16 protein-coding genes are annotated in these 21,975 nt (G+C 72.3%); 5 read left to right on the forward strand and 11 right to left on the reverse strand.

The window, feature by feature from the left end:
• Positions 1-13: 13 nt before the first annotated feature.
• The 5 genes from ACZ6Y1_RS26540 to ACZ6Y1_RS26560 all read right to left on the reverse strand — a co-directional run bounded on the left by ACZ6Y1_RS26540 (position 14) and on the right by ACZ6Y1_RS26560 (position 5,853).
• Positions 14-2,458, reverse strand: coding sequence for an ATP-binding protein (locus ACZ6Y1_RS26540; protein WP_469634686.1), 2,445 nt, complete (start codon positions 2,456-2,458; stop codon positions 14-16).
• 149 nt (positions 2,459-2,607) lie between these two features.
• Positions 2,608-3,192 carry a TetR/AcrR family transcriptional regulator gene (locus ACZ6Y1_RS26545; protein ID WP_469634689.1) on the reverse strand — a complete coding sequence of 195 codons (585 nt, stop codon included), beginning with the start codon at positions 3,190-3,192 and terminating at the stop codon, positions 2,608-2,610.
• 73 nt (positions 3,193-3,265) lie between these two features.
• A complete protein-coding gene (locus ACZ6Y1_RS26550; protein ID WP_469634692.1) occupies positions 3,266-4,156 on the reverse strand; it encodes an SDR family NAD(P)-dependent oxidoreductase in 891 nt (296 codons plus the stop codon).
• A gap of 126 nt (positions 4,157-4,282) precedes the next feature.
• Positions 4,283-4,834 carry a DM13 domain-containing protein gene (locus tag ACZ6Y1_RS26555; protein WP_469634695.1) on the reverse strand — a complete coding sequence of 184 codons (552 nt, stop codon included), beginning with the start codon at positions 4,832-4,834 and terminating at the stop codon, positions 4,283-4,285.
• Between the two features lie 116 nt (positions 4,835-4,950).
• Complete coding sequence (locus ACZ6Y1_RS26560; protein WP_469634698.1) at positions 4,951-5,853, reverse strand: aldo/keto reductase; 903 nt, start codon at positions 5,851-5,853, stop codon at positions 4,951-4,953.
• 353 nt (positions 5,854-6,206) lie between these two features.
• Here ACZ6Y1_RS26560 and ACZ6Y1_RS26565 point away from each other — a divergent pair, with 353 nt between their 5' ends.
• On the forward strand, positions 6,207-7,184 hold the full coding sequence (locus tag ACZ6Y1_RS26565) for a helix-turn-helix transcriptional regulator (RefSeq protein WP_469634701.1): 978 nt from the start codon (positions 6,207-6,209) through the stop codon (positions 7,182-7,184).
• Positions 7,185-7,188: 4 nt separating this feature from the next.
• On the opposite strand, the gene ACZ6Y1_RS26570 is transcribed toward ACZ6Y1_RS26565, so the two are convergent.
• The 5 genes from ACZ6Y1_RS26570 to ACZ6Y1_RS26590 form a co-directional block, all read right to left on the reverse strand.
• On the reverse strand, positions 7,189-7,443 hold the full coding sequence (locus ACZ6Y1_RS26570) for a hypothetical protein (protein WP_469634704.1): 255 nt from the start codon (positions 7,441-7,443) through the stop codon (positions 7,189-7,191).
• A 267-nt stretch (positions 7,444-7,710) separates the two neighbouring features.
• Complete coding sequence (locus ACZ6Y1_RS26575) at positions 7,711-8,178, reverse strand: ATP-binding protein (protein WP_469634707.1); 468 nt, start codon at positions 8,176-8,178, stop codon at positions 7,711-7,713.
• 117 nt (positions 8,179-8,295) lie between these two features.
• Entirely contained in the window at positions 8,296-9,246 is a 951-nt protein-coding gene (locus tag ACZ6Y1_RS26580) for an anti-sigma factor RsbA family regulatory protein (RefSeq protein WP_469634710.1), read from the reverse strand.
• Entirely contained in the window at positions 9,243-9,551 is a 309-nt protein-coding gene (locus ACZ6Y1_RS26585; protein ID WP_469634713.1) for an STAS domain-containing protein, read from the reverse strand. The genes ACZ6Y1_RS26580 and ACZ6Y1_RS26585 overlap by 4 nt, the downstream gene beginning before the upstream one ends.
• 9 nt (positions 9,552-9,560) lie before the next feature.
• Complete coding sequence (locus tag ACZ6Y1_RS26590) at positions 9,561-10,475, reverse strand: SigB/SigF/SigG family RNA polymerase sigma factor (RefSeq protein ID WP_469634716.1); 915 nt, start codon at positions 10,473-10,475, stop codon at positions 9,561-9,563.
• Positions 10,476-10,680: 205 nt separating this feature from the next.
• Here ACZ6Y1_RS26590 and ACZ6Y1_RS26595 point away from each other — a divergent pair, with 205 nt between their 5' ends.
• The 3 genes from ACZ6Y1_RS26595 (at position 10,681) to ACZ6Y1_RS26605 (ending at position 19,666) form a co-directional block, all read left to right on the forward strand.
• Positions 10,681-14,469: a HAMP domain-containing protein gene (locus tag ACZ6Y1_RS26595; RefSeq protein ID WP_469634719.1), complete on the forward strand. Its 3,789-nt coding sequence runs from the start codon at positions 10,681-10,683 to the stop codon at positions 14,467-14,469.
• Positions 14,466-16,880 (forward strand): SpoIIE family protein phosphatase, encoded by a 2,415-nt coding sequence (locus ACZ6Y1_RS26600; RefSeq protein WP_469634722.1) that lies wholly within the window; start codon positions 14,466-14,468, stop codon positions 16,878-16,880. The genes ACZ6Y1_RS26595 and ACZ6Y1_RS26600 overlap by 4 nt, the downstream gene beginning before the upstream one ends.
• A 527-nt stretch (positions 16,881-17,407) precedes the next feature.
• Positions 17,408-19,666, forward strand: a complete 2,259-nt coding sequence (locus ACZ6Y1_RS26605) for a bifunctional serine/threonine-protein kinase/ABC transporter substrate-binding protein (RefSeq protein WP_469634726.1) — start codon at positions 17,408-17,410, stop codon at positions 19,664-19,666.
• A 77-nt stretch (positions 19,667-19,743) separates the two neighbouring features.
• Here ACZ6Y1_RS26605 and ACZ6Y1_RS26610 read toward each other — a convergent pair whose 3' ends face one another.
• Positions 19,744-20,352, reverse strand: coding sequence for a TetR/AcrR family transcriptional regulator (locus ACZ6Y1_RS26610; RefSeq protein WP_469634729.1), 609 nt, complete (start codon positions 20,350-20,352; stop codon positions 19,744-19,746).
• Between the two features lie 118 nt (positions 20,353-20,470).
• On the opposite strand from ACZ6Y1_RS26610, the gene ACZ6Y1_RS26615 reads away from it, so the two are divergent.
• Positions 20,471-21,970 (forward strand): APC family permease, encoded by a 1,500-nt coding sequence (locus ACZ6Y1_RS26615; RefSeq protein WP_469634732.1) that lies wholly within the window; start codon positions 20,471-20,473, stop codon positions 21,968-21,970.
• Positions 21,971-21,975: the final 5 nt, after the last annotated feature.

Below are 21,975 nucleotides of genomic sequence, written 5' to 3' on the forward strand. Positions count from 1 at the left end.
CAGGAAGCGCAAGTCAGGGAGTCCTGGCCGCCGCACGGCGGAGACGGATCGCCTGGGCCTCTTGCGCGGCGGCAGTGGCTTCGGCGTGACGTCCGACCGCTGCGAGGCGGTTGCCGAGACTGGACAGGGCGCTCGCCAAGTTCACTTCGAAAGCCTTCCGGTTGGCCTCGGTGAGGCGACGGAAGAGGGCGACGGCTTCCTGGGCGGGCACGAGACCCTCATCGGGCCGCCCCGCCTGCGCCAGCTGGATGCCGAGGTTCATCAACGCCGCCGCGAACGTGTGCTGATGGGCGACAGATCCGGCCCCCGTCACGCTCCGGAAGAGCGAGACGGCTTCCTGGGTGACGACCACCGCCTCGTCCGCCTGACCGACATCGGCCAGGTCGCCGCCGAGGTTGGTCAACGCACTGGCGAGGCGGTGCCGGTGGGCGGCCGGATCGCCTTCCGCCAGCCGGCGGCGGATGGCCACGGCCTCCCGGGTCGGGATGATTCCCTCCTGCGGCCTTCCGAGTTCGGAGAGGGAGGCGCCGAGGTTCGTCAGCGCCACGGCGAGGGTTTCGTAGTGATGGGCGCTGGGTTCGGCTTCCGCCAGCCGGCGGCGGATGGCCACGGCCTCCTTGGCGGGCGCAAGGGCATCCTCGCCCCGGCCCGCCTCGGACATGTAGACGCTGAGGTTGGTGAGCCCTCCGGCGAGGGCGGGTTCGAAGGCCGCGATGGTGCCGTCCGGACGGAGGAACGGGAGGAGCGTCTCCCGACCGGCCGCGGCGGCCTCTTCGTGCAGGCCGGCGTGGTGCAGACGCCTGGCGAGGTCTTCGTGGACGCGAGCGCGTTCGCGGGGATCCCGGGTGCGGGCGAGGCGGTGGGGTGTCAGGCGGGAGGCCACGGCAGCAGAGCCGGCATCGAAGTCCGGGTGCCGGCCCTGGGGCAGGCAGCGTTCGATCGCCTCCAGTACGGGCGGCTCCAGACCGGGGAGCTTCGCCAGCGCCGCGAGCGCGGCGCCGCCCGCCTCGACCGCGAGATGCGGGTGGTCCTCCAGCAGGGGCACGAGCTGGCGGCCGACCACGTGGTCCCAGCGGTCCGCTGCGGCGATCAGGGCCGTGAGGGCGCTGCGGATCCAGGCCGCCGGAGGGGTGCCGGACGGATCCGCGCCGGGGGCGGTGAGGACGCGTCGGGGCGCGTCGGTGGACCAGGGGTCCGGTGCGTAGACGTGTGCCAGACGGTGGCCGGGCACTGTCAGGGCGAGGAAGTCCTCGGCGAGGCGGTCCGGGTAGAGGGGCTCCAGGACCCTCGCGTCGCCGGGGTCGCCGTCGGTGGAACCCGGCGGGTAGGCGAGGGCGTGGTCCTTGAGGACGCGGTCACCGGGCTCGGTGCTGCCGACCCCGATCCGGGCGATGACGCTCAGTCCGTCGGCGTGGGTCTGAGGACCGACCAGCGCTGCGGCGTAGGCGGTCTGCCCCAGTGCGTCGGCGGGGACGTGGACGCGGCCGTGGGCATGGAGTTTGTCCCAGTGGGCCCGCTCGCGCAGGAGCAGGTACGCGGATACCTCCGCGGGATCGTTCAGGGCGGGACGCACGCCCCGATCGCCCTCGGCCTCGCAGTGATGTGCGTCGACGACCACGAGGGCGGCCATCTGCAGGGCCAGGGCCTGCCGGAACTCCGGGTTCTTCCGGACCTCCGAGGGCATGGCCAGGCCGCTGGTGCCGGGGACCTCCAGTCTTTCGGCGAAGCGGTCACGGGCGATAGTGAAGAGGGCCTCGGGGCTCGTGGCGTCGTCGTCCGCCAGCCCGCGCAGGGTCAGTTCAGCGGTCTCGATCTCCATACGATCCAGGTCGTTGGCCAGGGTCTGCCACCACAGCCCGGCCGGACGGGAGATCAGCAGGACGCGGGCGCGGTGCGCTTGCCGGGTCGCGTCGGCGAGCAGTTCCCGCAGATCGGCCGCGGGCCACCGCTCGGCGTAGTCGACCACCATCAGGACGCCCGGGCCGTCGGCCGGCCCGCCGAGCGCGGACCGGGGCTGTCCGGGCACGCCACCGGTGACGGGGTCGCCCGCGTGACGGGCCTGCAGCACCTGCCAGCCCGCGTCGCGGCTGATCCGCGCGAACTCGTCGGCCAGCCTGGTCTTTCCCTGTCCGCCCGGTCCGTGGAGCAGGAGAACCGATACGGGGGCGTCGTCGTCCCGCCACGCCGCCAGGTCCCCGAGTTCACTCTCGCGGCCGATGAAGTCGATCACCGCGTACCGGGACTGCAGCAGCCGGGCGGGCTGGCTGCGGGCACGCTTGGCCGAGAGCCGCGGCCGGTCCGTCGGAAATTCCCCGACCCGGTACAACTGCCTGTCCCCGCCGGGGACATTGACCGACACGTCCCCGGTGACGCCGTGGACCTGGACCAGTGAGCCGTGGACGACGGAGTCGGCCACCCACTGGCCGCGCCGACGCCACGCCGTTCCCAGCCCGGTCACCGACCCGCCTCGATGCCGCCGGCAACCGCACCACCGAGCACAACCGCACCACCGAGCCCTGCCCGTATCCGCCCCGTCACACTTCCATCATCGCGCAAGTGCCGGGAAACACGCCCAGAGCGCGCGACCTTCGGCTCACCGGGCGTTGCTCATGCCTGGGGAGGGGGCGTGGTGCGCAGGCCTTCGAGGAGTGCCGACAGGTACCGGTGGGCGGTGGTGATCCGGTCGGCGGGGGTGCCGGCCTGGATGTCCACGGCGTGGGCGATCCCGCACATGAGCGGGACGAGGTCACCGGAGGTCAGGTCGGGGCGGACCGCTCCGGCCTCCCTGGCCCGGTCGAGGAGCGCGGCGCCGACCGACCACAGGGACTGCTTGAGTTCCGTGGTGCGTGGCAGGGCGTCCACGGCTGCGGCGGTGACGGGGGCCAGTGAGGCGTCGGTCACCTGCGCCTCCACGGTGCGGGTGAGGAGGCTCTCGAGCCCCGGCCAGGGGGCGGCGCCGGCCAGCGCCTGCTCGCCGTGTGCGACCAGGGCTTCCAGGGAAGGCGTGGCGACGGCTTCCAGCAGGGCCTCGGGCGTGGCGAAGTGGCGGTAGACGGTTCCGACGCCGACTCCGGTACGCCGGGCGACGTCGTTGAGCTGCAACGGTGTGCCCTCGTCGACCAGCGTGCGGGCCACGGCGACGATCCGGTCCCAGTTGCGGGCCGCGTCCTTGCGCAGGGGTGTCGTCGTCATGGGGACATCCTAATCGGATAGCCCATCCGGGATGTCCCGGTCGCGGCCCGCCCGTTGGGCGCGTGCGGGCAGGTCAGGCGGGCGCAAGGGGCGCGTGGCGTTCGCTGAGCCGGCGTACGGCCGCGGCCACCCGGGGGTCGGCAGCAGTGCGGGGCGGGGTCGCCGGGCGCGACCGGGCATCGATGAGGATGCCGGTACGACCCCCCAGGGCTTCGTCGGTGGCCGCGGTGATCGAGGGCCTGGCCGCCGCGGAGGCCGGGCCGGAGGTGGAGCGTTCGAACTTGCGGCGAACCAGCGGCCACAGCAGCCGCAGGGCGGGGGAGACGATCTTCGGATCGGTCATGGTGCCGTCGGTCATGTCGGTCGCGGCGCCGCCGGGGTCGGCGGCGAACACCGATACGCCCGTGCCGTCCAGCCGCTTCGCCAGGTCGAGCGTGTAGGCGAGATTGGCGAGCTTGGCGCGGCCGTACCAGTGGAAGCCGTAGTAGCCGCCGGGCGGTTCGACGCCGTCGAACGCCCGCTTCGCGACTCCGACCGCGCCCGAGGTGACGTTCACGATCCTGCTCGGCGCGCCGGCCGTCAGTGTGGGCAGCAGCAGTTCGGTCAGGAGGTAGGGCGAGAGGTGGTTGACGACGAAGGACGCCTCGACGCCGTCCACGTCCTGCCGGTCGGCGAACATCGCCCCGACGTTGTTGACCAGCACGGTCAGCGGTGTCCCCGCGGCGGCATGGTCGGCGGACAGCCGGCCGGCGAGCGCGCGTACTTCGTCGAGCGAGGCGAGGTCGGCGGCCAGGAAGCGGGCGGCATGGGCGGGGTTCGTCGAGTTGATCCGTTCTATCGCCCGCGCGCCCCGGTCGGGGTTGCGCCCGACCACGGTGACCGAGAACCCGGCCGCAGCCAGACCCAGCGCAGTCTCCAAGCCGATGCCGGCTGTACCGGCCGTCACCACGGCTGTCTTCCTCATGATTCGTCCACCCTCGGTAGGCATCCGGATAGGTCATCCGGTTGCTTGACCGTAACACATATGCGGATTAGCTATCCGTTTTATTGCCGGGCGGTTGTCCCGGGAGTGGTTGGAGGTAGGCCGACGTCAGGCAGGGCTCAGGGCGGCAGCGCCGAAGGAGACGTCGAAGCGGTCGCACCAGATGGTGACGCTGCTGTACTCGGAGAGCTTCACGTCCGCGGGGATCGGGTAGTTCTGGTCACCCTTGTTGCCCTTGAGCTTGCCGAGGCTGACGTACTTGCCGTCGTCGAAGACCCGCCATCCCGCGGTGCCCTCCTTCACCGGGGCGTCGGTCAGCCACACCCTCAGGTCCGGCCCGTTGCTCGTGTCCAGTCCCTCCAGGCGCAGGGTGTGCGAGCCGTCCGGCAGCCGGACGATCTTCACCGTGCCCGAAGTCGTGTGCTCGTGGCTGATCAGGCTTCCCTGGGCGATCGTGCGCGGCGAGGCCGGACCCGGCGCGGCGGAGGCGGAGCCTGCGGCCGGCCTGCTCGGAGCCGCACTGGGCAGCGCCTCGCTGACCCTCTGGTCCTGCCACAGCTTCCACGGCTCGAACCAGTACAGCCCCAATGCCACCAGCACGGTTGCCACCGCCACCGCCACGATCGTCAGCGGCCTGCGCCGCCCGCCCTCACGTACCACTTCGCGCTCCTTCATCGATGTTCAGGACGCATTCAACGTCATGGGGACCAGGGGGCCCAGGGCATCGCTGATGACGGAAGTCTTACGGCGGGACCGGGTGGCCGGTTCCGGGCTGTTCACGCATCCAGCCGCGCCAGCTCCTCGGCGCTCAGCGTGAGCTCCGTCGCCCCGGCCGAGTCCGTGACGGAGGCCGGACGGCTGGCTCCCGGTACCGGGATCACGGCGGGGGAGCGGGCGAGCAGCCAGGCCAGGGCGACCTGTTGGGGGCTGACACCGCGCTCGGCGGCGATGCGGTGGAAGGCGGTGCAGGTGGAGGCGGTGCCGGTGGAGGCGCTGCCGCTGGAGGCCGGGCCGGACGGGCCGTCGAGGGAACTGCGCGAGATGCCGCCGAGCGGGCTCCAGGGCAGGAAGGCCAGTCCCAGCTCCGTGCTCAGCCGCAGCTCGGGCTCGCTGTCGCGCACGACGGGGGAGTACTGGTTCTGCACGGAGACGAGTCCGTCGCCGAGGATCAGGTGCGCCTGGCGGATCTGCTCACACGTGACGTTGGAGATGCCCGCGGCCCGGATCGTGCCGGCGTCGAGCAGTTCGCGCAGCGCGCCGACGGACTCGGCCCAGGGCACGGCCGGGTCGGGCTTGTGCAGCTGGTAGAGGCCGATGGCGTCGGCGCCGAGGCGCTTGGCGGAGGCCTCGGCAGCGCGCTTGAGGTGTGCGGGGGTGGCGGTGACGGTCCAACTGCCGTCTCCCGGGCGGCCGCGGCCGCCCTTGGTGGCCACCAGGACGCCCGAGGTGTCACCGCCGTAGCGGGCGAGGGCGCGGGCGATGAGCTCCTCGTTGTGACCTGCCTCGCCGGCGTGCCAGTGGTAGCTGTCGGCGGTGTCGATGAGCGTGACGCCGGCGTCGAGGGCGGCGTGGATGGTGGCGACGGCACGCGCCTCGCCGGGCCGGTGCTCGATGGACAGGGGCATGGCGCCCAGGCCTATGGCGCTGACGGCGGTGTGGCCGATGGTGCGGTACCGCATGGGTGGCTCGACTTCCTCTGGTCGGTGACGGCTCGGGGCGAGAGCGCCGGGCGGCCGTCCGGCGGTGGGGGAGACGGGCAACTCCGCCTCCACCGCGGAACGGTGGCAGTGCTCCGGGCTTTCTCGCCCCATCCTGAAGGCCGGTTGCCATCAGCAGAAGTCCGTACCCACTGCTCGCGCGTTTAGGAGAACTGTTGACCGGTGCGCGGGAGAACTCCGCTGCGGTCCGCCGGCCGGACAGCCGTCCCCGCCGGCCGGCCGAGGAGCGCCCCGGCCCACCCGCATCGCACCGTACGCTGGGTGCGCGCAGCTCCTCCGTGCCGCGCTCGCCGCGGAACGGAAGGCCCGACCTCATGCACGGACAGCAGCCCCATGCCGAGAAGCAGGGCGGATACAGCCTGCGGACCACCGACGCGGACGTGGCCGGCGACTGGCTGAAGGCGGCCTACGGGACGAGTCTGCGCATGAAGACGCCGGCGCGGCACGGCTCCTTCCGCTACACCCGCACCGGAGCCGGGCCGATGTCGGTCAGTACCATCGCGCTGCCGGCGGAGTACGCCTACACGACCGACCCGCTCGGCTCCGTGGCCATCACGGACGTGGCCGGCGGCCGCATGGCCCGCGAGTGCGCGGACGACGTCACCGAGGCCGGACCGGGAGACGTCCTGGCGATCTCACAGCCCCATCTTCCCTATGCCGGCCGCGTGTACTCGGCCGAGTTGCGCGCGGTGTCACTGCCGCTCGCCTACCTGGAGCAGGTCTCGGGCCGCCCGGCCGGGCAGGCCTCCCGCCCGCTGCGCTTCACCCGTCTCACCCCGGTCTCGGGGGTGATGGCGGATCAGTGGAAGAGGACCGTCGACTACGTGGAGAGCGTCCTGGACTCGCCGGCGACCGGCGAACCGCTGGTGGTCGACGCGGCGGCAAGGATGCTCGCCGCGATGGTCCTCGCCGCCTTCCCCACCGACGCCCGTCCTGCCCGGGCGCTCGCCGACACCAGGGACGCGACCCCGGAGACGGTGCGCCGGGCCGTCGCCTTCATCGAGTCGCATCCGGCCGCCGAAATCGGCCTGACGGAGATGGCCGCCGCCGCGGGCGTCACACCGCGGGCCCTGCAGTACGCCTTCCGCGGCCACCTCGGCATGACCCCGATGGCCTACCTGCGCCGCGTACGACTGGCTCTCGCCCATGCCGACCTGGTCGCGGCGGACCCGTCGACGTCCACGGTCACGGACATCGCCCACCGCTGGGGCTTCCATCACCACGGGCGCTTCTCGGCGGCCTACCGCAAGGCGTACGGGGTCTCGCCCCGGCACACCCTGGCGGGGTCCTGAGCCGTCAGCCCGCAGCTCCGCCCCCTCCGTCCACCGGTGCGGTCCCCGGCAGGACGGCCAGCAGGCGCTCCCCGTGCGGCGCGACGTCGAGGCCCGCCTCGCGGAGGATCTCGGCCAGCGCCGTCTGGAGCGCCTTGTGCAGACCCGCCAGGTTCGTGAACCGGGACAGGTCCTCCTCGTGGCCGTGCACCTGGACGGTCGGCCGCAGCACCTCGTGGGCGACCCACCCCACCATGACCCCCGCAGGCGTGGGCCACACGCGAAGGCCCTCCCCCTCGCGCGAGGACGTGTCGAAGCCGGCCCGAGCCAGGACACGCCGGACCCGTTCGCAGTCCGAGCCCGCGTGTCCTTCTCCGGGAGACTCCGCGGCCGGGAGCTTTGGGGGTGGCATGTGCCCACTCCATCGACCCGCGGCCCGCGGCGAAAGCCGCCGGGCGAACTGATCCGCCGCGGCCGTCCGGAAAACGAAACGGCCCGTCAGGCGGGAGTTGCGGGCGAGGTCCGTGGCGACGGCCGCGTGGTGCGCTCAACCGGTCACGGGCATGCCGGAGAGCAGCCGGGAGGCGTCGATCTCCGCCCACACCAGCTTGCCCCGGGCGTGCGCCTGCGCACCCCACCGGTCGCAGAGCCGGTCGATGATGTGGAGCCCGTGGCCGCCCGGCGCCCCGGGCCGGGGCGAGGAGCGGCGGCGGGGCAGTGCCGTGGAGCCGTCGAACACCTCCATGCGCAGGACGCCGTCGCCCCGGGACAGGACCAGCTGGAGGCAACCGCCCGCGTGCAGAACGGCGTTGGCGACGAGTTCGGAGATGACGAGCAAGGCGTCCTGCGAGGTGTGGCTCCCGTCCCAGCCCCAGTCACGCAGGGCCTGCCGCAAGAAGTCACGGCCCTTGGCGACCTGGCCGCGGGCTCCGGCCAATGCCAGGAGCCGGCGTTGTGCCGGTGCCCCGGTCCGCTGCGCCGGACGCCGGTCGGTCTGCGATCCCCTGCTCGTCACTGTGGTCTCACCCCCGCCGCTGACACGGCTCTTGTCTCGTGGTTACCGCTCGGTCTCCGGTTGCTTCGGTCGGTTCAGGCGCTGTCGAGTACCGGAGCGGTTCGGGCGGCACGGTGCTCAGACGTCTGCCATGTGCATTCTCAGGGTGAGCCCGGAGTGCGCGGCCCGGATTTCCACGAGGTCGCACAACTGGTGGATCATCCACAGGCCCCGGCCGCCACGGGTGGAGGCGAGCGCGGGACGGCGGCGGCCCGCGAGCGGATCGGCCAGGTGCCCGGCGTCCCTGACCTCGGCCACGACCTCCCGCCGGTCGACGCTCCACAGGCGCAGGCTGCCGCGGCCGCCCCCGTGCGCGAGGGAGTTGGCCGTGGCCTCACTGATGGCCAGGACCAGGTCGCATCGCCGGCTCGCGGGCAGGGCCGTCCCGCGCATCCATGCCTCGGCGAACTCGCGGACCCGGGCCAGTTCCCCGTCCGTGTAGTCCAGGCTCGCCGCTCCCGGGCCCGGTTCCACCAGCGGAACGTCGCATGCAGCGCTCACGACGGAGGCGTCGGTGTACTCGGGGCTCGCCAGTTCGCCGCCCGCCCCCCACAGCGTGGGATGCGTACGCCGGGCGTCGGCGACCACGCCGGCGGAGAGACCGGCCACGTCGTACGGGCACACGATGGTGGCGTCGCGGCCGGCGAAGGCCGTGTTGATCAGGGCCTCGTGCCGGGTGGCCTCCAGCACCTCGGCCCGCGAACGGCCGGGCCATATCGGTTCGCCGACGATCCGGGCGGGCCGACCCTCGTGACGACCGGCGAAATCCTGGAGTGCGGCGAGGATCCGGCCCGGGTTGCGGCCCAGCTGCGACATGTCCACGAACTCGACTCCCGCGGCCTCCCCACCGAGGCTCTCCCGCAGCGGACCCAGCCGGGGCGGGGGTACGGCGACCAGGACCGGTTCGGCCGCCGCGAGCGCGGTGCGCACGAATCCGCCCACGCCGGCGAGGTACTCGTCGGGGCTCCGGTAGAACAGCGCGGGATGGACGAAAGCCCCGGGCCGGTCGGCCGCTGGAACTGTGATCATGCTGCGACCTCCAGCGCGGCACATTCGTCCGGGAACATCTCCGCCACCTTGCGGAGCGAGTAGGGCGGGTGGTGGAGCAGCAGGCGCCTGCCCTGGCCGCGCAAGAGGGCCGATGCCTGCACGACGGCGGCCACGGCGGCCGTGTCGAGGAAACTCACAGCGGACAGGTCGAGGTGGACGACGGGACCCGTCATCCGGCTGACCTCGGTCAGTGCCGCGCACAGCGCGGGCCGGGTGTCCAGGTCTCCGCTGCCGCTCAGGCGAGCGCCGGCGCGGTCTTCCAGCGGTACGGCTGTCAGGGCCACCAGTACCTCCTACGAGGTGAGCATTCCGGTGCGCAGTCGGGCGAGCGTGCGGGAGAGCAGCCGGGAGACCTGCATCTGCGAGATTCCCAGTTCGGCGCCGATCTCGGCCTGGGTCTTCTCCTGCCCGAACCGCAGACTCAGGATCAGCCGGTCCCGCGGAGCCAGCTCACGCAGCAGCGGGGCGAGGGTGTGGAACTCCTCGAAGAGCTCCATCCCCGGGTCGTTCTCGCCGAGCCTGTCGGCCAGGGCGGCGGAGCGGCTCGCGTCCGTGTCCGTCTCGCTGGCGGTGTCGAGCGAGCCGCTGGTGTAGCCGTTCGCCGCGACCAGACCGTCCAGCACCTCTTCCTCCGACAGGTCGAGGTGCTGCGCGACCTCCTTGACCGTCGGGGCCCGGTGCAGTGTCTCGGTGAGGGCCTCCTGCGTCTTGGCGAGCACGGAGCGCAGTTCCTGCAGGCGGCGCGGGACGTGGACGGCCCAGGTCGTGTCGCGGAAATGCCGCTTGATCTCACCGGTGATGTACGGGAGGGCGAGGGTCGAGAACTCGACCTCGCGCTCCGGTTCGTACCGGTCGATGGCCTTGATCAGCCCTATCGTCCCGACCTGGATGATGTCGTTCATGTCGAGCCCGCCCCCGGCGACCCGGGTGCGGAAGCGGCGGGCCGCGTAGTGCACGAGGGAGAGATTCATCTCGATCAGGGTGTTGCGGGCGTACTGGTACTCCCGCGTGCCCTCCTCCAGGGATCGCAGCTTGCCGAAGAACAGCCTCGACAGCTCCCTGGCGTCCGCCGGCGCGACCTCCCGGGCCTGCTCGATCCGGGGGAGCGGGGCGTCGGGGGCGGCCTCGGCCGGGGTGACCGGCGTAGGGGCCGGTGTGTGGTGGTCCGTCGTACGTTCAGGGCTCACGACTGCGGCCGAACGGAGCATGGTGGCGGATCCCTCCCTGTGTGTCGATGGCTGCAGCCGCGCTTGTGCCCCGGTATCCGAGCCTTACACGTGCGGATTCCGGAATCCCGGTCGTGACCGGTCCCCGGGGGCCGGACCGGGCGGCGGGGAGGCAGGCGACGGCCGTGGCGCACGTCGAGCGGGGGTTAGCCTTCACCCGTCGGGTACGTCGAGAGTGAGGTGGGCGATGGCTGAGCGGACTGGCGCCGGGGCACCGGGCGGAGCGCCAGCGGTGGCCGGTGAGGGCGGCATCACCGAGTCGGAGCTCCGGCTGCTGCTGGAGGGGCTCACGGCCGTACGGGACGGAGATTTCCGCACCCGGCTGCCCGATGCGGCGCAGGGGCTCCTCGGGGAGATCGCCACCGTCTTCAACGGGATGGTCAAGCAGCTGTCGCTGTTCACTTCCGAGGTGACGAGGGTGGCGCGGGAAGTGGGCACCGAGGGGACGCTGGGCGGTCAGGCCGAAGTTCCCGGCGTCGACGGAGCGTGGTTGGACCTCACGGATTCGGTCAATTTCATGGCCGGAAACCTCACCGACCAGGTCCGCAACATCGCGCAGGTCGCCACCGCCGTCGCCCAGGGTGACCTCTCCCAGAAGATCACCGTCACCGCGCGCGGCGAGATCCTGGAGCTGAAGACCACCATCAACACGATGGTCGACCAGCTGTCCGCGTTCGCCGACGAGGTGACCCGCGTGGCGCGCGAGGTCGGTACGGAGGGCAACCTCGGCGGTCAGGCCAAGGTCCAGGGCGTTTCCGGGACCTGGAAGGACCTCACCGACAACGTCAACGTGATGGCGTACAACCTGACGGGCCAGGTGCGCTCGATCGCCCAGGTCGCCACCGCTGTCGCCCGGGGCGACCTGTCGCAGAAGATCACGGTGGAGGCCGAGGGCGAGGTCGCCGCGCTCGCCGGGGTCATCAACACGATGGTCGACACGCTGTCCGCGTTCGCCGACGAGGTGACGCGCGTGGCCCGTGAGGTCGGCACCGAGGGCCGCCTCGGGGGTCAGGCCCGCGTGCCCAATGTGGCGGGCACCTGGAAGGACCTCACCGACAACGTCAACTCGATGGCGAACAACCTGACCAACCAGGTCCGCAACATCGCGCTCGTGACGACCGCCGTGGCCAACGGCGACCTGTCGAAGAAGATCGACGTGGACGCGCGCGGCGAGATCCTGGAGCTGAAGACCACCATCAACACGATGGTCGACCAGCTCTCGGCCTTCGCGGCCGAGGTCACCCGCGTGGCCCGCGAGGTCGGCAGCGAGGGACGGCTCGGCGGCCAGGCCGAGGTGGAAGGCGTCTCCGGCACCTGGAAGCGGCTGACCGAGAACGTCAACGAACTCGCCGGCAACCTCACCCGCCAGGTGCGCGCCATCGCCGCCGTCACCAGCGCCGTCGCCGAAGGCGACCTCACCCGTTCCATCACCGTGGACGCGCCGGGCGAGGTCGGCGACCTCAAGGACAACATCAACTCCATGGTCGGCTCGCTGAGGGAGACCACCCGCGCCAACCAGGAGCAGGACTGGCTGAAGTCCAACCTGGCGCTGATCTCGGGCCTGATGCAGGGCCACCGTGACCTCGCGGTCGTCGCCGAACTCGTCATGGACGAGCTGACGCCTCTGGTGGCTGCCCAGTACGGCGCCTTCTACCTCGCCGAGGACACCCCGCAGGGCACGATGCTCACGCTCGTCGGCTCGTACGGGCGCTCCCCGTCCGACGGAGTGGCGCGCCGCTTCGCCCTCGGTGACTCCCTCGTCGGCCAGGCGGCCCGCAGCCACCGGATCATCTCCACCGACCAGGTACCCGCCAACTACGTCATCTCGTCCGGACTCGGCCACACCACACCCGGCAGTCTGATGATCCTGCCGATCGTCGTCGACGACCAGGTCCTCGGTGTGATCGAACTCGCCTCGTTCTCCTCGTTCACGCCCGTCCACCGCGATTTCCTCAGCCAGCTGATGGAGACCATCGGCGTCAACGTGAACACCATCGTGGCCAACGCCCGCACCGACGAGCTCCTCGGTGAATCCCAGCGTCTGACCGCCGAGCTCCAGGCCCGCTCCGCCGAACTCCAGGACCAGCAGGAGGAGTTGCAGCGTTCCAACGCCGAACTGGAGGAGAAGGCGGCTCTGCTGGCCAGCCAGAACCACGACATCGAGGCGAAGAACCTCCAGATCGAACAGGCGCGGCAGGAACTCGAGGACCGAGCCCAGCAGTTGTCACTGGCCTCGAAGTACAAGTCCGAGTTCCTTGCGAACATGAGCCACGAACTGCGCACCCCCCTCAACAGCCTGCTCATCCTCGCCCAGCTGCTCGCCCAGAACCCCTCCCGCAACCTCACCCCGAAGCAGGTCGAGTACGCCGGGATCATCCACTCTGCCGGCTCGGACCTGCTCCAGCTGATCAACGACATCCTCGACCTGTCCAAGGTCGAGGCGGGCAAGATGGACATCCACCCCGAACGCGTCCACCTGCCGCAGCTCCTGGAGTACGTCGAGGCCACCTTCCGGCCGATGACCACGCAGAAGAGCCTCGACTTCACCGTCACCACCGCCCCCGACGCACCCGCCGACCTGTTCACCGACGACTCCCGGCTGCGCCAGGTCCTGCGGAACCTGCTCTCGAACGCGGTCAAGTTCACCGAGCGCGGCGGCGTCGAGCTGCGCATCGAACGCGCCGGTGAGGCCGAGGTCCCGGCCGACGTGCTCCGCCGGGGGAGCGTGATGGCCTTCCGTGTCCGCGACACCGGCATCGGCATCCCGGAACAGCAGCTGGAATCCGTGTTCGGTGCCTTCCAGCAGGCCGACGGCACCACGAGCCGCAAGTACGGGGGCACGGGACTCGGTCTCTCCATCACCCGCGAGATCGCCCAACTGCTGGGCGGAGCCGTGAGCGCGGAGAGCACCCCCGGACAGGGCAGCACCTTCACCCTGTACCTCCCGGTCAGCCACGCCGGCTTCGACGAGGGCCCGGCGGCCCTCCCCGCCGCCGCGGCGCCGTCCCCGTCCGGCGGCGCGTACCGGACGCCCGAACCGCGTCGCGAGGCCGACGGCGACGCCCCCGGGGGCCGGCCGCGCCCGCCCAGGCGCCTCCTCGTCATCGAGGAACGCATGGGCGGCCTGCTCTCCCTCGTCGCCGAGAGCGCCGAGCGCGACCTCGTGCCGCGCCACGCCGGGAGCGGGGAGCACAGCGGCATGCAGGTGGTCGGCGCGACCAGCTCGCAGGAAGCCGCCGCCGTGCTGGCAGCCGAGCCCTTCCACTGCGTCGTCCTCGAACTCGACATGCCCGACGGCGAGGCCCTGCGCTTCCTCGACGCCCTCGACGGGGACCCGGCGCTCGGCTCCCTGCCGGTCCTGGCGCACAACAACCCCCGCCTGAAAGACGGCCAGGAGCAGGCCCTGCGCGAGCGGGCCGCGTCGCGGCGTCTGGAGGTGCTCAGCAGCCTCGACGAACTCCGCGAACGCATCGTGCTGCACCTGTCCGCCGAGGCCCCGGGGGAGGTCCTGCCGCTCGTCGGCCCGGGGGAGAGCGGCGAGCACCCGCCCCAGGTGCTCGACGGCGACCTCGCCGGACGCACCGTCCTCGTCGTCGACGATGACGCACGCAACCTCTTCGCCCTCAGCGGCATCCTGGAACTCCACGGCATGCGGGTACTGCGCGCGGAGGACGGCCGCAAGGGCATCGAGACGCTCACCCGCAACCCCGGCGTCGACATCATCCTGATGGACGTCATGATGCCCGAGCTGGACGGCTACGCCGCCACCGCGGAGATCCGCCGCATGAGCGAGTACGCCGAGCTGCCCATCATCGCCGTCACGGCCAAGGCGATGCCCGGTGACCGGGAGAAGAGCCTCGCCGCCGGCGCCAGCGACTACGTCACGAAGCCCGTGGACGCGGACGACGTCATCGCACGCGTCCGCCACTGGCTGACCCGGCCCGGCCGGGCCGTCGAGGAAGCGGCGGTACGGTGACCTTCTCGCACACCTCCCCGCCCCCCGGGACACGGGCCGACGAGCTGCCGCTGCCCCGCCTTCCGCAGCAGGCACCGTCCCCCCTGGGCCGGCTCGTCGCCACGGTCGAGCGCCTGCGCCGGGAAGTACGGGAGGCCCACGCGGCCGCCGATGGCCGGGCGCTGGTCGAGCTGGCCAAGGGCATCCTGATGGGACGGCTGAACTGCACGCCCGCCGCCGCGGCCCACCAGCTCGACGAGCTGCGCCGGGAGGCCGAGGTGTCCCTCCTCGAACTCGCCGCGGACATCGTCAACCAGGCGGCCCGCGACCACGTCAGCGAGGTCGCCGCCGAGTTCGTCGAACGCACCGCGGCGGCCCTGCCCGCCCCGCAGGCCCCGCAGGCCCCCACCGTGTCCGTACGGCTGCGCACCGCCGAGAGCGGGGTCCTCGCCGCGGCCGACACCCAAGCCGTGGCCGACTCCCTGCTGGCCAACGCGCTCAGCCCGCTGGGAGCGGTCGCGGTCGCCGTGTGGGCCGCGGCCCCCGACGGCTCGCTGGACCTCGCCGGGCACGCGGGTTTCCCCCCGGAGGAGGCCGCCCGCTGGCGACACGTTCCTCCGGGCGTCGCGACCGTCCCCCGCCAGGCCCTGGGCGAGCGCGCCCCGGTGACCATCTCCGACCTGGGGCGCGAGGGCATCCCCTCGGTCGGCCACCGGCTGTGGCCCGACGGGGGCCGGATGGCCGTGCCCGCCGGTACCGGCGGACGCGTGCTCGGTGTCCTCGAAGTCTGCTGGCCCGGGCCCCTGCCGCCGCAGCCGCCGCAGATCCGGCGCCAGGTCGAGGCGCTGGCCGAACTGTGTGCCCACACCCTGGACACGGCACCGCGCACCGAGGCCACGGCAGCGGAGGGACTGCTTCCCGACGTATCGGAGCTGATCGGTCTCGCCGAGGGACTGCGCGACCCGACCATCATCCTGACCCCGGTCCTCGACCCGGCCGGACAACTGGCCGACTTCCGCATCCGCCACGTGAACAGCCGGTTCGTCGACCCCGTCGGCCGAGCCCGCGGAGACGTCAACGGCGCACTGCTGCTGGAGGCCTACCCGATGGCCGCCGGCGAGAACGGGCTCTTCGAAACCGTCGAGCGGGTGCACGCCACCGGCGAACCGTTCCGCGCCGAACGCATGAGCCTGACCGCCCTGGTCGACCAGATCCCCCTGACCTCGGTCGCCGACATCAGTGTCAGCCGGCACGGCGCCGCCGTCCTGCTCATCTGGCGGATCGAGGACGAGGCCGCCCGGCTGGCGAACCTGCTCCAGCACGCCCAGCGCCTGGGCCGCATCGGCGGCTTCGAAGAGAACCTCGCCACCGGCGCGGTGACCTGGAACTCCGAGCTCTACGCCCTCCACGGACTCCCGAGCACCGCACCCCCCGTGCCGCTGAGCGACCTGCCCCACTACGCCCACCCCGACGATTCCGACGCACTCGGCCGCTTCCTGCGCACCGTCCTGCGCTACCGGCGCCCGGCCTCCGTCAACCTGCGCCTGCGCCGGTCCGACGGCATCCTGCGGCACATCCGGGTCGTCGCCGAGCCCGTCCTCGACGCGGCCCAGAGGCTGCACGCCGTACGCGGCGCCTACCAGGACATCTCGGCGCAGCACTGGACCGAGGTGGCCCTCGCCGCGACCCGGGACCAACTGGCGCTCACCGAAGCCGAATCGGCCGAACGCAACAGGCTCGCCCTCCAGCTCCAGCACGCCATCATGCCCCCGCACCACCACGTGGAGGCGCCGGGGCTGAGCGTCGCCGTCCGATACCGGCCCGCCGAGACGGAGTCCCTGGTCGGCGGCGACTGGTACGACACCCTGGTCCTGCCCTCGGGCCTGATCATGCTGTCGGTGGGTGACGTGGCCGGTCACGGCATCGAGGCCGCGACCGGAATGGTCGTCCTGCGCAACGCGCTGCGCGGCCTCGCCGTCACCGGAGCGGGTCCCGCGCAGCTGATGTCCTGGCTCAACACCGTCACCCACCACCTGACCAAGCAGCTCACCGCGACCGCCGTCTGCGGCCTCTACGATCCGCGGACCCGCGTCATGCGCTGGGCCCGCGCGGGTCACCTGCCGCCCGTACTGGTCAGGAAGGGCGAGGCGCAGGCGCTCCCCCTCGTCGACGGACTGCTCCTGGGAGCGCTGCCCGACGTGACGTACACCGAGCACGAGGTACGGCTCGAACGGCAGGACACCCTGCTGATGTTCACCGACGGACTCGTCGAGCGCCGGGACGCCTCCGTACAGGAATCCCTGGCCCACCTGCTGGAGACGGCGGCCGGCGGCGGCGGCGACCTCGACGGCAGGCTCGACGCCCTGCTCACCCGGAGCTGGTCCGACACCGACGACGACACCTGCGTCATCGGAGTGGAGGTCGTCGACTGACCCGCGTCGCTGTCGGCGGGGCGGTCGTCGTCCCGCCGGCGGCCCGGGGACCACTGCGTGGACAGCGAGCGCCGGGGGCTCGGCCGGACCGGATCCGCGGGGAGGCACGGACGTCGGCTGCGCGGCTCGCGTGCGGCGGGACGACGAGGGGTTACACGTGGCGGCGGCCCGTGGACGGCACCCCGGGGAGCGGTGCCGCCCACGGTCACCAGCGGCGACGTTCGCCGTACTGGAGAGACGTGCCACCGTCACCGTCGCGTCTGTCCACGCCTGCGATCCTCAAACCCTGTCTGCGGCAACGGATTTCGGAGCCTGGATGGCGAAGGCGGCAGAACGGGAAGGCGACCGCCTGCATCTGACGACCGGTCAAGCGCTCCGGAGCCCGGTCGCCGGCAGCGAAACGACTGCGCGAGGGACCGGGCCTCGCCGGACCCGCGTCACGGCGGCCTCACCGGGCGTCCGCGATGGGCGGGATCAGGCCACTCCTTGTGTCACCTGATCGGCCCAGCAGCACCTAGAGTGTGCGCGTGACCGAGCAGAACCCCGAACTCATCGCCGGCCGGTACCAGCTGGTCGAACGTATCGGCCAGGGCGGTATGGGCCGGGTCTGGCGTGGCCTCGACCAGCACCTCTTCGGACGTGAGGTCGCGGTCAAGGAGATCCTTTTCCCGCCAGGCATGGAGGACGCCGACCGCGCCGAGCTGCTCCGCAGGTTCGTCGGCGAGGCACGCGCAGCGGTCACCCTCAGCCACCCCGGGATCATCACCGTCCACGACGTGGTGGAGCACAGGGGCGCGCCCGTCATCGTGATGGAGCTGGTCCGCGGGCAGTCCCTGGCCGCAGCCATCCGCGACGCCGGGCGGCTGCCCGTACAGCGCGTGGCCGAGATCGGCGCCGCCGTGCTCGACGCGCTGACCGAGGCGCACAGGGCCCGTATCGTCCACCGGGACATCAAGCCGGACAACGTGCTCCTCACCAAGGACCGTGTCGTCCTGACGGACTTCGGCATCGCCCACCTGTCGGACGCCACGACCAAGCTGAGCCGCAGCGGGACCGTGATCGGCACGCCGCACTACATGCCGCCGGAGCAGCTGGAGGGCAAGCGCCCGACTCCGGCCAACGACCTGTGGGCCCTTGGGGCGACCCTGTACCACGCGGTCGAGGGGCAGCCGCCGTTCGACGCGGACGGTCTGCACGCCCTCGCCGTGGCCGTCTTCACCCGCCCGCACCGGCCGGCACTCCACGCGGGACCGCTCGCGCCCGTGCTGGACGCCCTCCTGACCAAGGACCCGGCGCGGCGCGTGAGTGCCGAGGAAGCGGCCGAGATGCTGGCAGGCGTACTGCGGTCCGCCGCGCCCGTCCGCCGCGCGTCCGGGCCGGGGCACGAAGCCGAGCCCGCCTCCCCGGACGCCTCCTCGCACGCTCCGGACCCCCGGGCGTCGCGGACCCCGACGGTCCTGGACCCCGCCGCCGGTGCGGGCACCGGCAGCCCGAGGCGCCCCCGGCCGGAGTCCACGAGGCGCGCGCGCCCGTCCCGGCGCTCGGTGGTCCTGGCCGCGGTGCTGGCCACGCTCGCCACCGGTTCCGTCCTGACCTGGACCCTCACCCGTGGCGAGGACGCTCCGCGCGGCGGGGGCGCGGCGGCCGGCAGCGGGTCGGCGGCCTCCTCCGTCACCGTGGTGATCGGGGTGGACGCGCCACTCAGCGGTGGACTGGCCTCCATGGGCGTCGGCATCAGGAACTCGGCGGAGCTGGCCGCCAGGACGGCCAACGAAACCAGACACGTCCCCGGGGTGAACTTCGAGATCAAGGCCCTGGACGACGGGGCCGACGCCGCGAAGGGCGCTTCCAACGCGGCCCGGTTCGTCGCCGACGAGAAGGTGCTCGGGGTGGTCGGCCCCCTCAACTCCGTCGTCGCCAAGACCCTGGTGGCGCCGCTCGCGCAGGCGAACATGGCCGTCGTGTCACCGGGCAACACCGACCCCGTGCTGACACTGGGCCGCGACTGGGCCGCGGGCGCCGCCACGCGTCCGTACTCGACCTACTTCCGCACCGTCGCGACGGACGTCGACCAGGGGCCGTTCGCCGCCCGCTACCTGCACGGCGGGGCCAAGAAGACCAAGGTGTACGTGGTGGACGACGGGAGCGCCCACGGCACCGCCCTCACCTCCGGATTCACGGCCGAGTTCACGAAGCTCGGCGGGACCGTCGTCGGCACGGAGCGGGTCGACCCCGCGGAACGGGCCTTCGCGGGCCTCGCGGGGAGGGTGCGGTCCGCGGGAGCCGACGCCGTCTACTTCGGCGGCTACTACGACACCGCGGCACCCCTCTCCCAGCAGCTGAAGCGGTCCGGGGCGAACGTCCCCCTCATGGGCGGCGACGGCATCTTCGACCAGCAGTACCTGACGGCGAACCCGAAGGCCGAGGGCGACCTCGCGACCAACATCGGTGCGGCCGCGGAGGAATCGACGGCGGGACAGGACTTCCTCGCCCGATACCGCGAAGCGGGGTACCCGGAAGCGGCCGGCTGGTACGGGCCGTACGCGTACGACGCGACCTGGACTCTCATCGAGGCGGTGAAGGCGGTCGTGACGTCCAACGGCGGCACCCTCCCCGGCGACGCCCGGGCGAAACTGCCGCCGGCCGTGGCACGGCTGGGCTTCGACGGAGTCACGGGCCGCGTCGCCTTCGACGGGAGCGGCGACACGGTCACCCGCCGGCTGACGGTGTACGCGGTGAACGGGGGCCGCTGGACGGCCGTGACGAGCGGACCGGCCGTCCACTGAGCCGCCACGGCCGCCGCCGGCACCACGGCCGCCGCCGGCACCACCGCCACCGCCGCTGACACGCGGGCCGGCCCGTATCAGGCGTGACCGCTCACGTCGTGTCCCGTGACGGCTCGCGCGTAGGCGTGCAGGGCCGTGATCACCTCGGCACGGGAGCGGCGACCCGCGAGGACCTCCATCTGGTAGCCGTCCTCCATGGCGACGAAGCTGGCGGCCAGCAGCCGGGGCGGATCCTGCAGGGTGAAGTGCCCTTGGGCCTGGCCCAGGACCAGGATGCCGGAGTACACGGCGATCTGGCGTTCGGTCAGTGCGCTGTCCAGGGCCGCTGCCTTCGCGTCGCGCAGGCAGCGGGGCCAGTACTCGAAGAGCAGCCGGGTGAGCGTGTCCTCCGGCCCGCTCGCGACCCCCTTGTCGATGCACGCCGCGAGTTGCCCGCGGGCGTCCGTGAAGCGGTTCGCGGCCTGCTCGCGCTCCCGGCTGTAGCGCTCGATCGCCTGCTGGTAGGTCTCGTGGACCAGGGCGTCCAGGTCGCCGTAGTAGAGCACGGCGGCGGGGGTCACCCCCGCCTCCTCCGCGACGTCACGCAGGCGCAGGCCTTCCAGCCCGCGCGTGACCAAGGCGCGCTCCACCGCCCTGCTGAGCTCGGCCCGGCGGGCCTCCTTGTTGCTGCCCTTCCTCGTGGCCACGCCGTTCTCCCTCGTCCTTCAGTTGCATCTGGATTTAACAATAGCTCCCCATCCCTTGACGTCCCAGCGGTGCAGCTCTTAAATCTGCGTTTAACAATCTGCGTCCTGTGGAGGAACCATGCGCGACCTGAACGACGCCGAGGCCAGAACCGGGCCTGGGTCCGCCCCGGACAAGGGGCTGCGCGGCGGCTCGGTGGGGCTGCTCGCCTCCGTCACCCTCGGGCTCTCCTGTGTCGCCCCGGCCTACAGCATCGCCGTGACCCTCGGCTTCGTGACCCTGGCCGTGGGGGACCTGGCCCCGGCCGCGCTGCTGCTGGGATTCGTCCCGATCCTGCTGACCGCGTTCGCCTTCCGTGAGCTGAACCGGGAGATGCCGGACTGCGGCACCACCTTCGTATGGACCACGCGGGCGTTCGGACCGCTGACCGGCTGGTTCACCGGCGGCTGGGTGGTGCAGGCCGCCACGTTCATCGCGATGACGGCCCTCTCCCAGGTCGGTGCCGTCCACCTGCTCGACCTGCTCGGGTTGGACTCCCTCGCCGACAGCGGCGCCGCCGTGACGATCACCGCGGTGGGGCTGCTGGCGGCGGTGACGGCTATCGCCCACCGGGGCCTGCACCTCTCGGCCACAGTCCAGTACGTACTGCTCGGACTGCAGCTGGCCGCGCTGCTCGGCTTCGGCGCCGTCGCCCTCGTCCGCCACGGCGCCGTCACCCCGACCCTGGGGTGGCTCAACCCCTTCGCCTTCCCGGGTTTCGGCCCGTTCGCCGAGGCGGTGATGCTGTGCCTGTTCATCTACTGGGGCTGGGACGCGCTGATCACCGCGAACGAGGAGACGCGCGACGGGGAACGCGTCGCCGGCCAGGCCGCCGTACTCTCCACCCTCGTGCTTCTGGGGACCTACCTGTTCACCGCCTTCGCGGCCATCGGCTTCGCCGGGACCGGCACCGCCGGCATCGGGCTCGGCAACCCCGACAACGCCGCCGACGTCCTGTCCACGCTCGCCCCGCCCGTCCTCGGCCCGGTACTGGCCAAGGTGATGCAGCTGGCCGTCTGCGTGTCCGCGGTCTCCGCCCTCCTCACCAGCCTCGTCGGTTCGTCCCGCGGCACCCTGTCCATGGCAGCCCACGGTGCCCTGCCCTCCTGCTTCGCCCGCATTCATCCCCGGCACCGCACCCCAGGGTTCGGGACCCTCTTCGCCGGCGGTACCGCCGCCTGCCTCCTCGTCCTGTTCACGTCCGTATCCACCGACTTCCTCGGCGACGCGATCCTCTGCGTCGGACTGCTGATCGCCTGCTACTACGGCACCACCGCACTCGCCTGCGTCTGGTACTTCCGCGGACGGCTGCGGCACTCGCTCCGCGACCTGCTGCTGCGCGGGATCCTGCCCCTGCTGGGCGGGCTGATCATGCTCGCCGCCTTCGCACGCAGCGCCCACGACATGTACGACCCGGGCTACGGCAGCACCTCCTTCCACGGCATCGGCGGAGTCTTCCTCCTCGGCGCCGGCTCCATCGCCACCGGAGCCCTGGCCCTGACCGCCGCCCGCTCCCGCTTCCACCGCTTCTTCCGGGACGGCCGCACGGCCGTGGCCGCACTCACCATCACCGAGGACTGACGCCC

It is taken from the genome of Streptomyces sp. NPDC053432 (assembly GCF_055585365.1).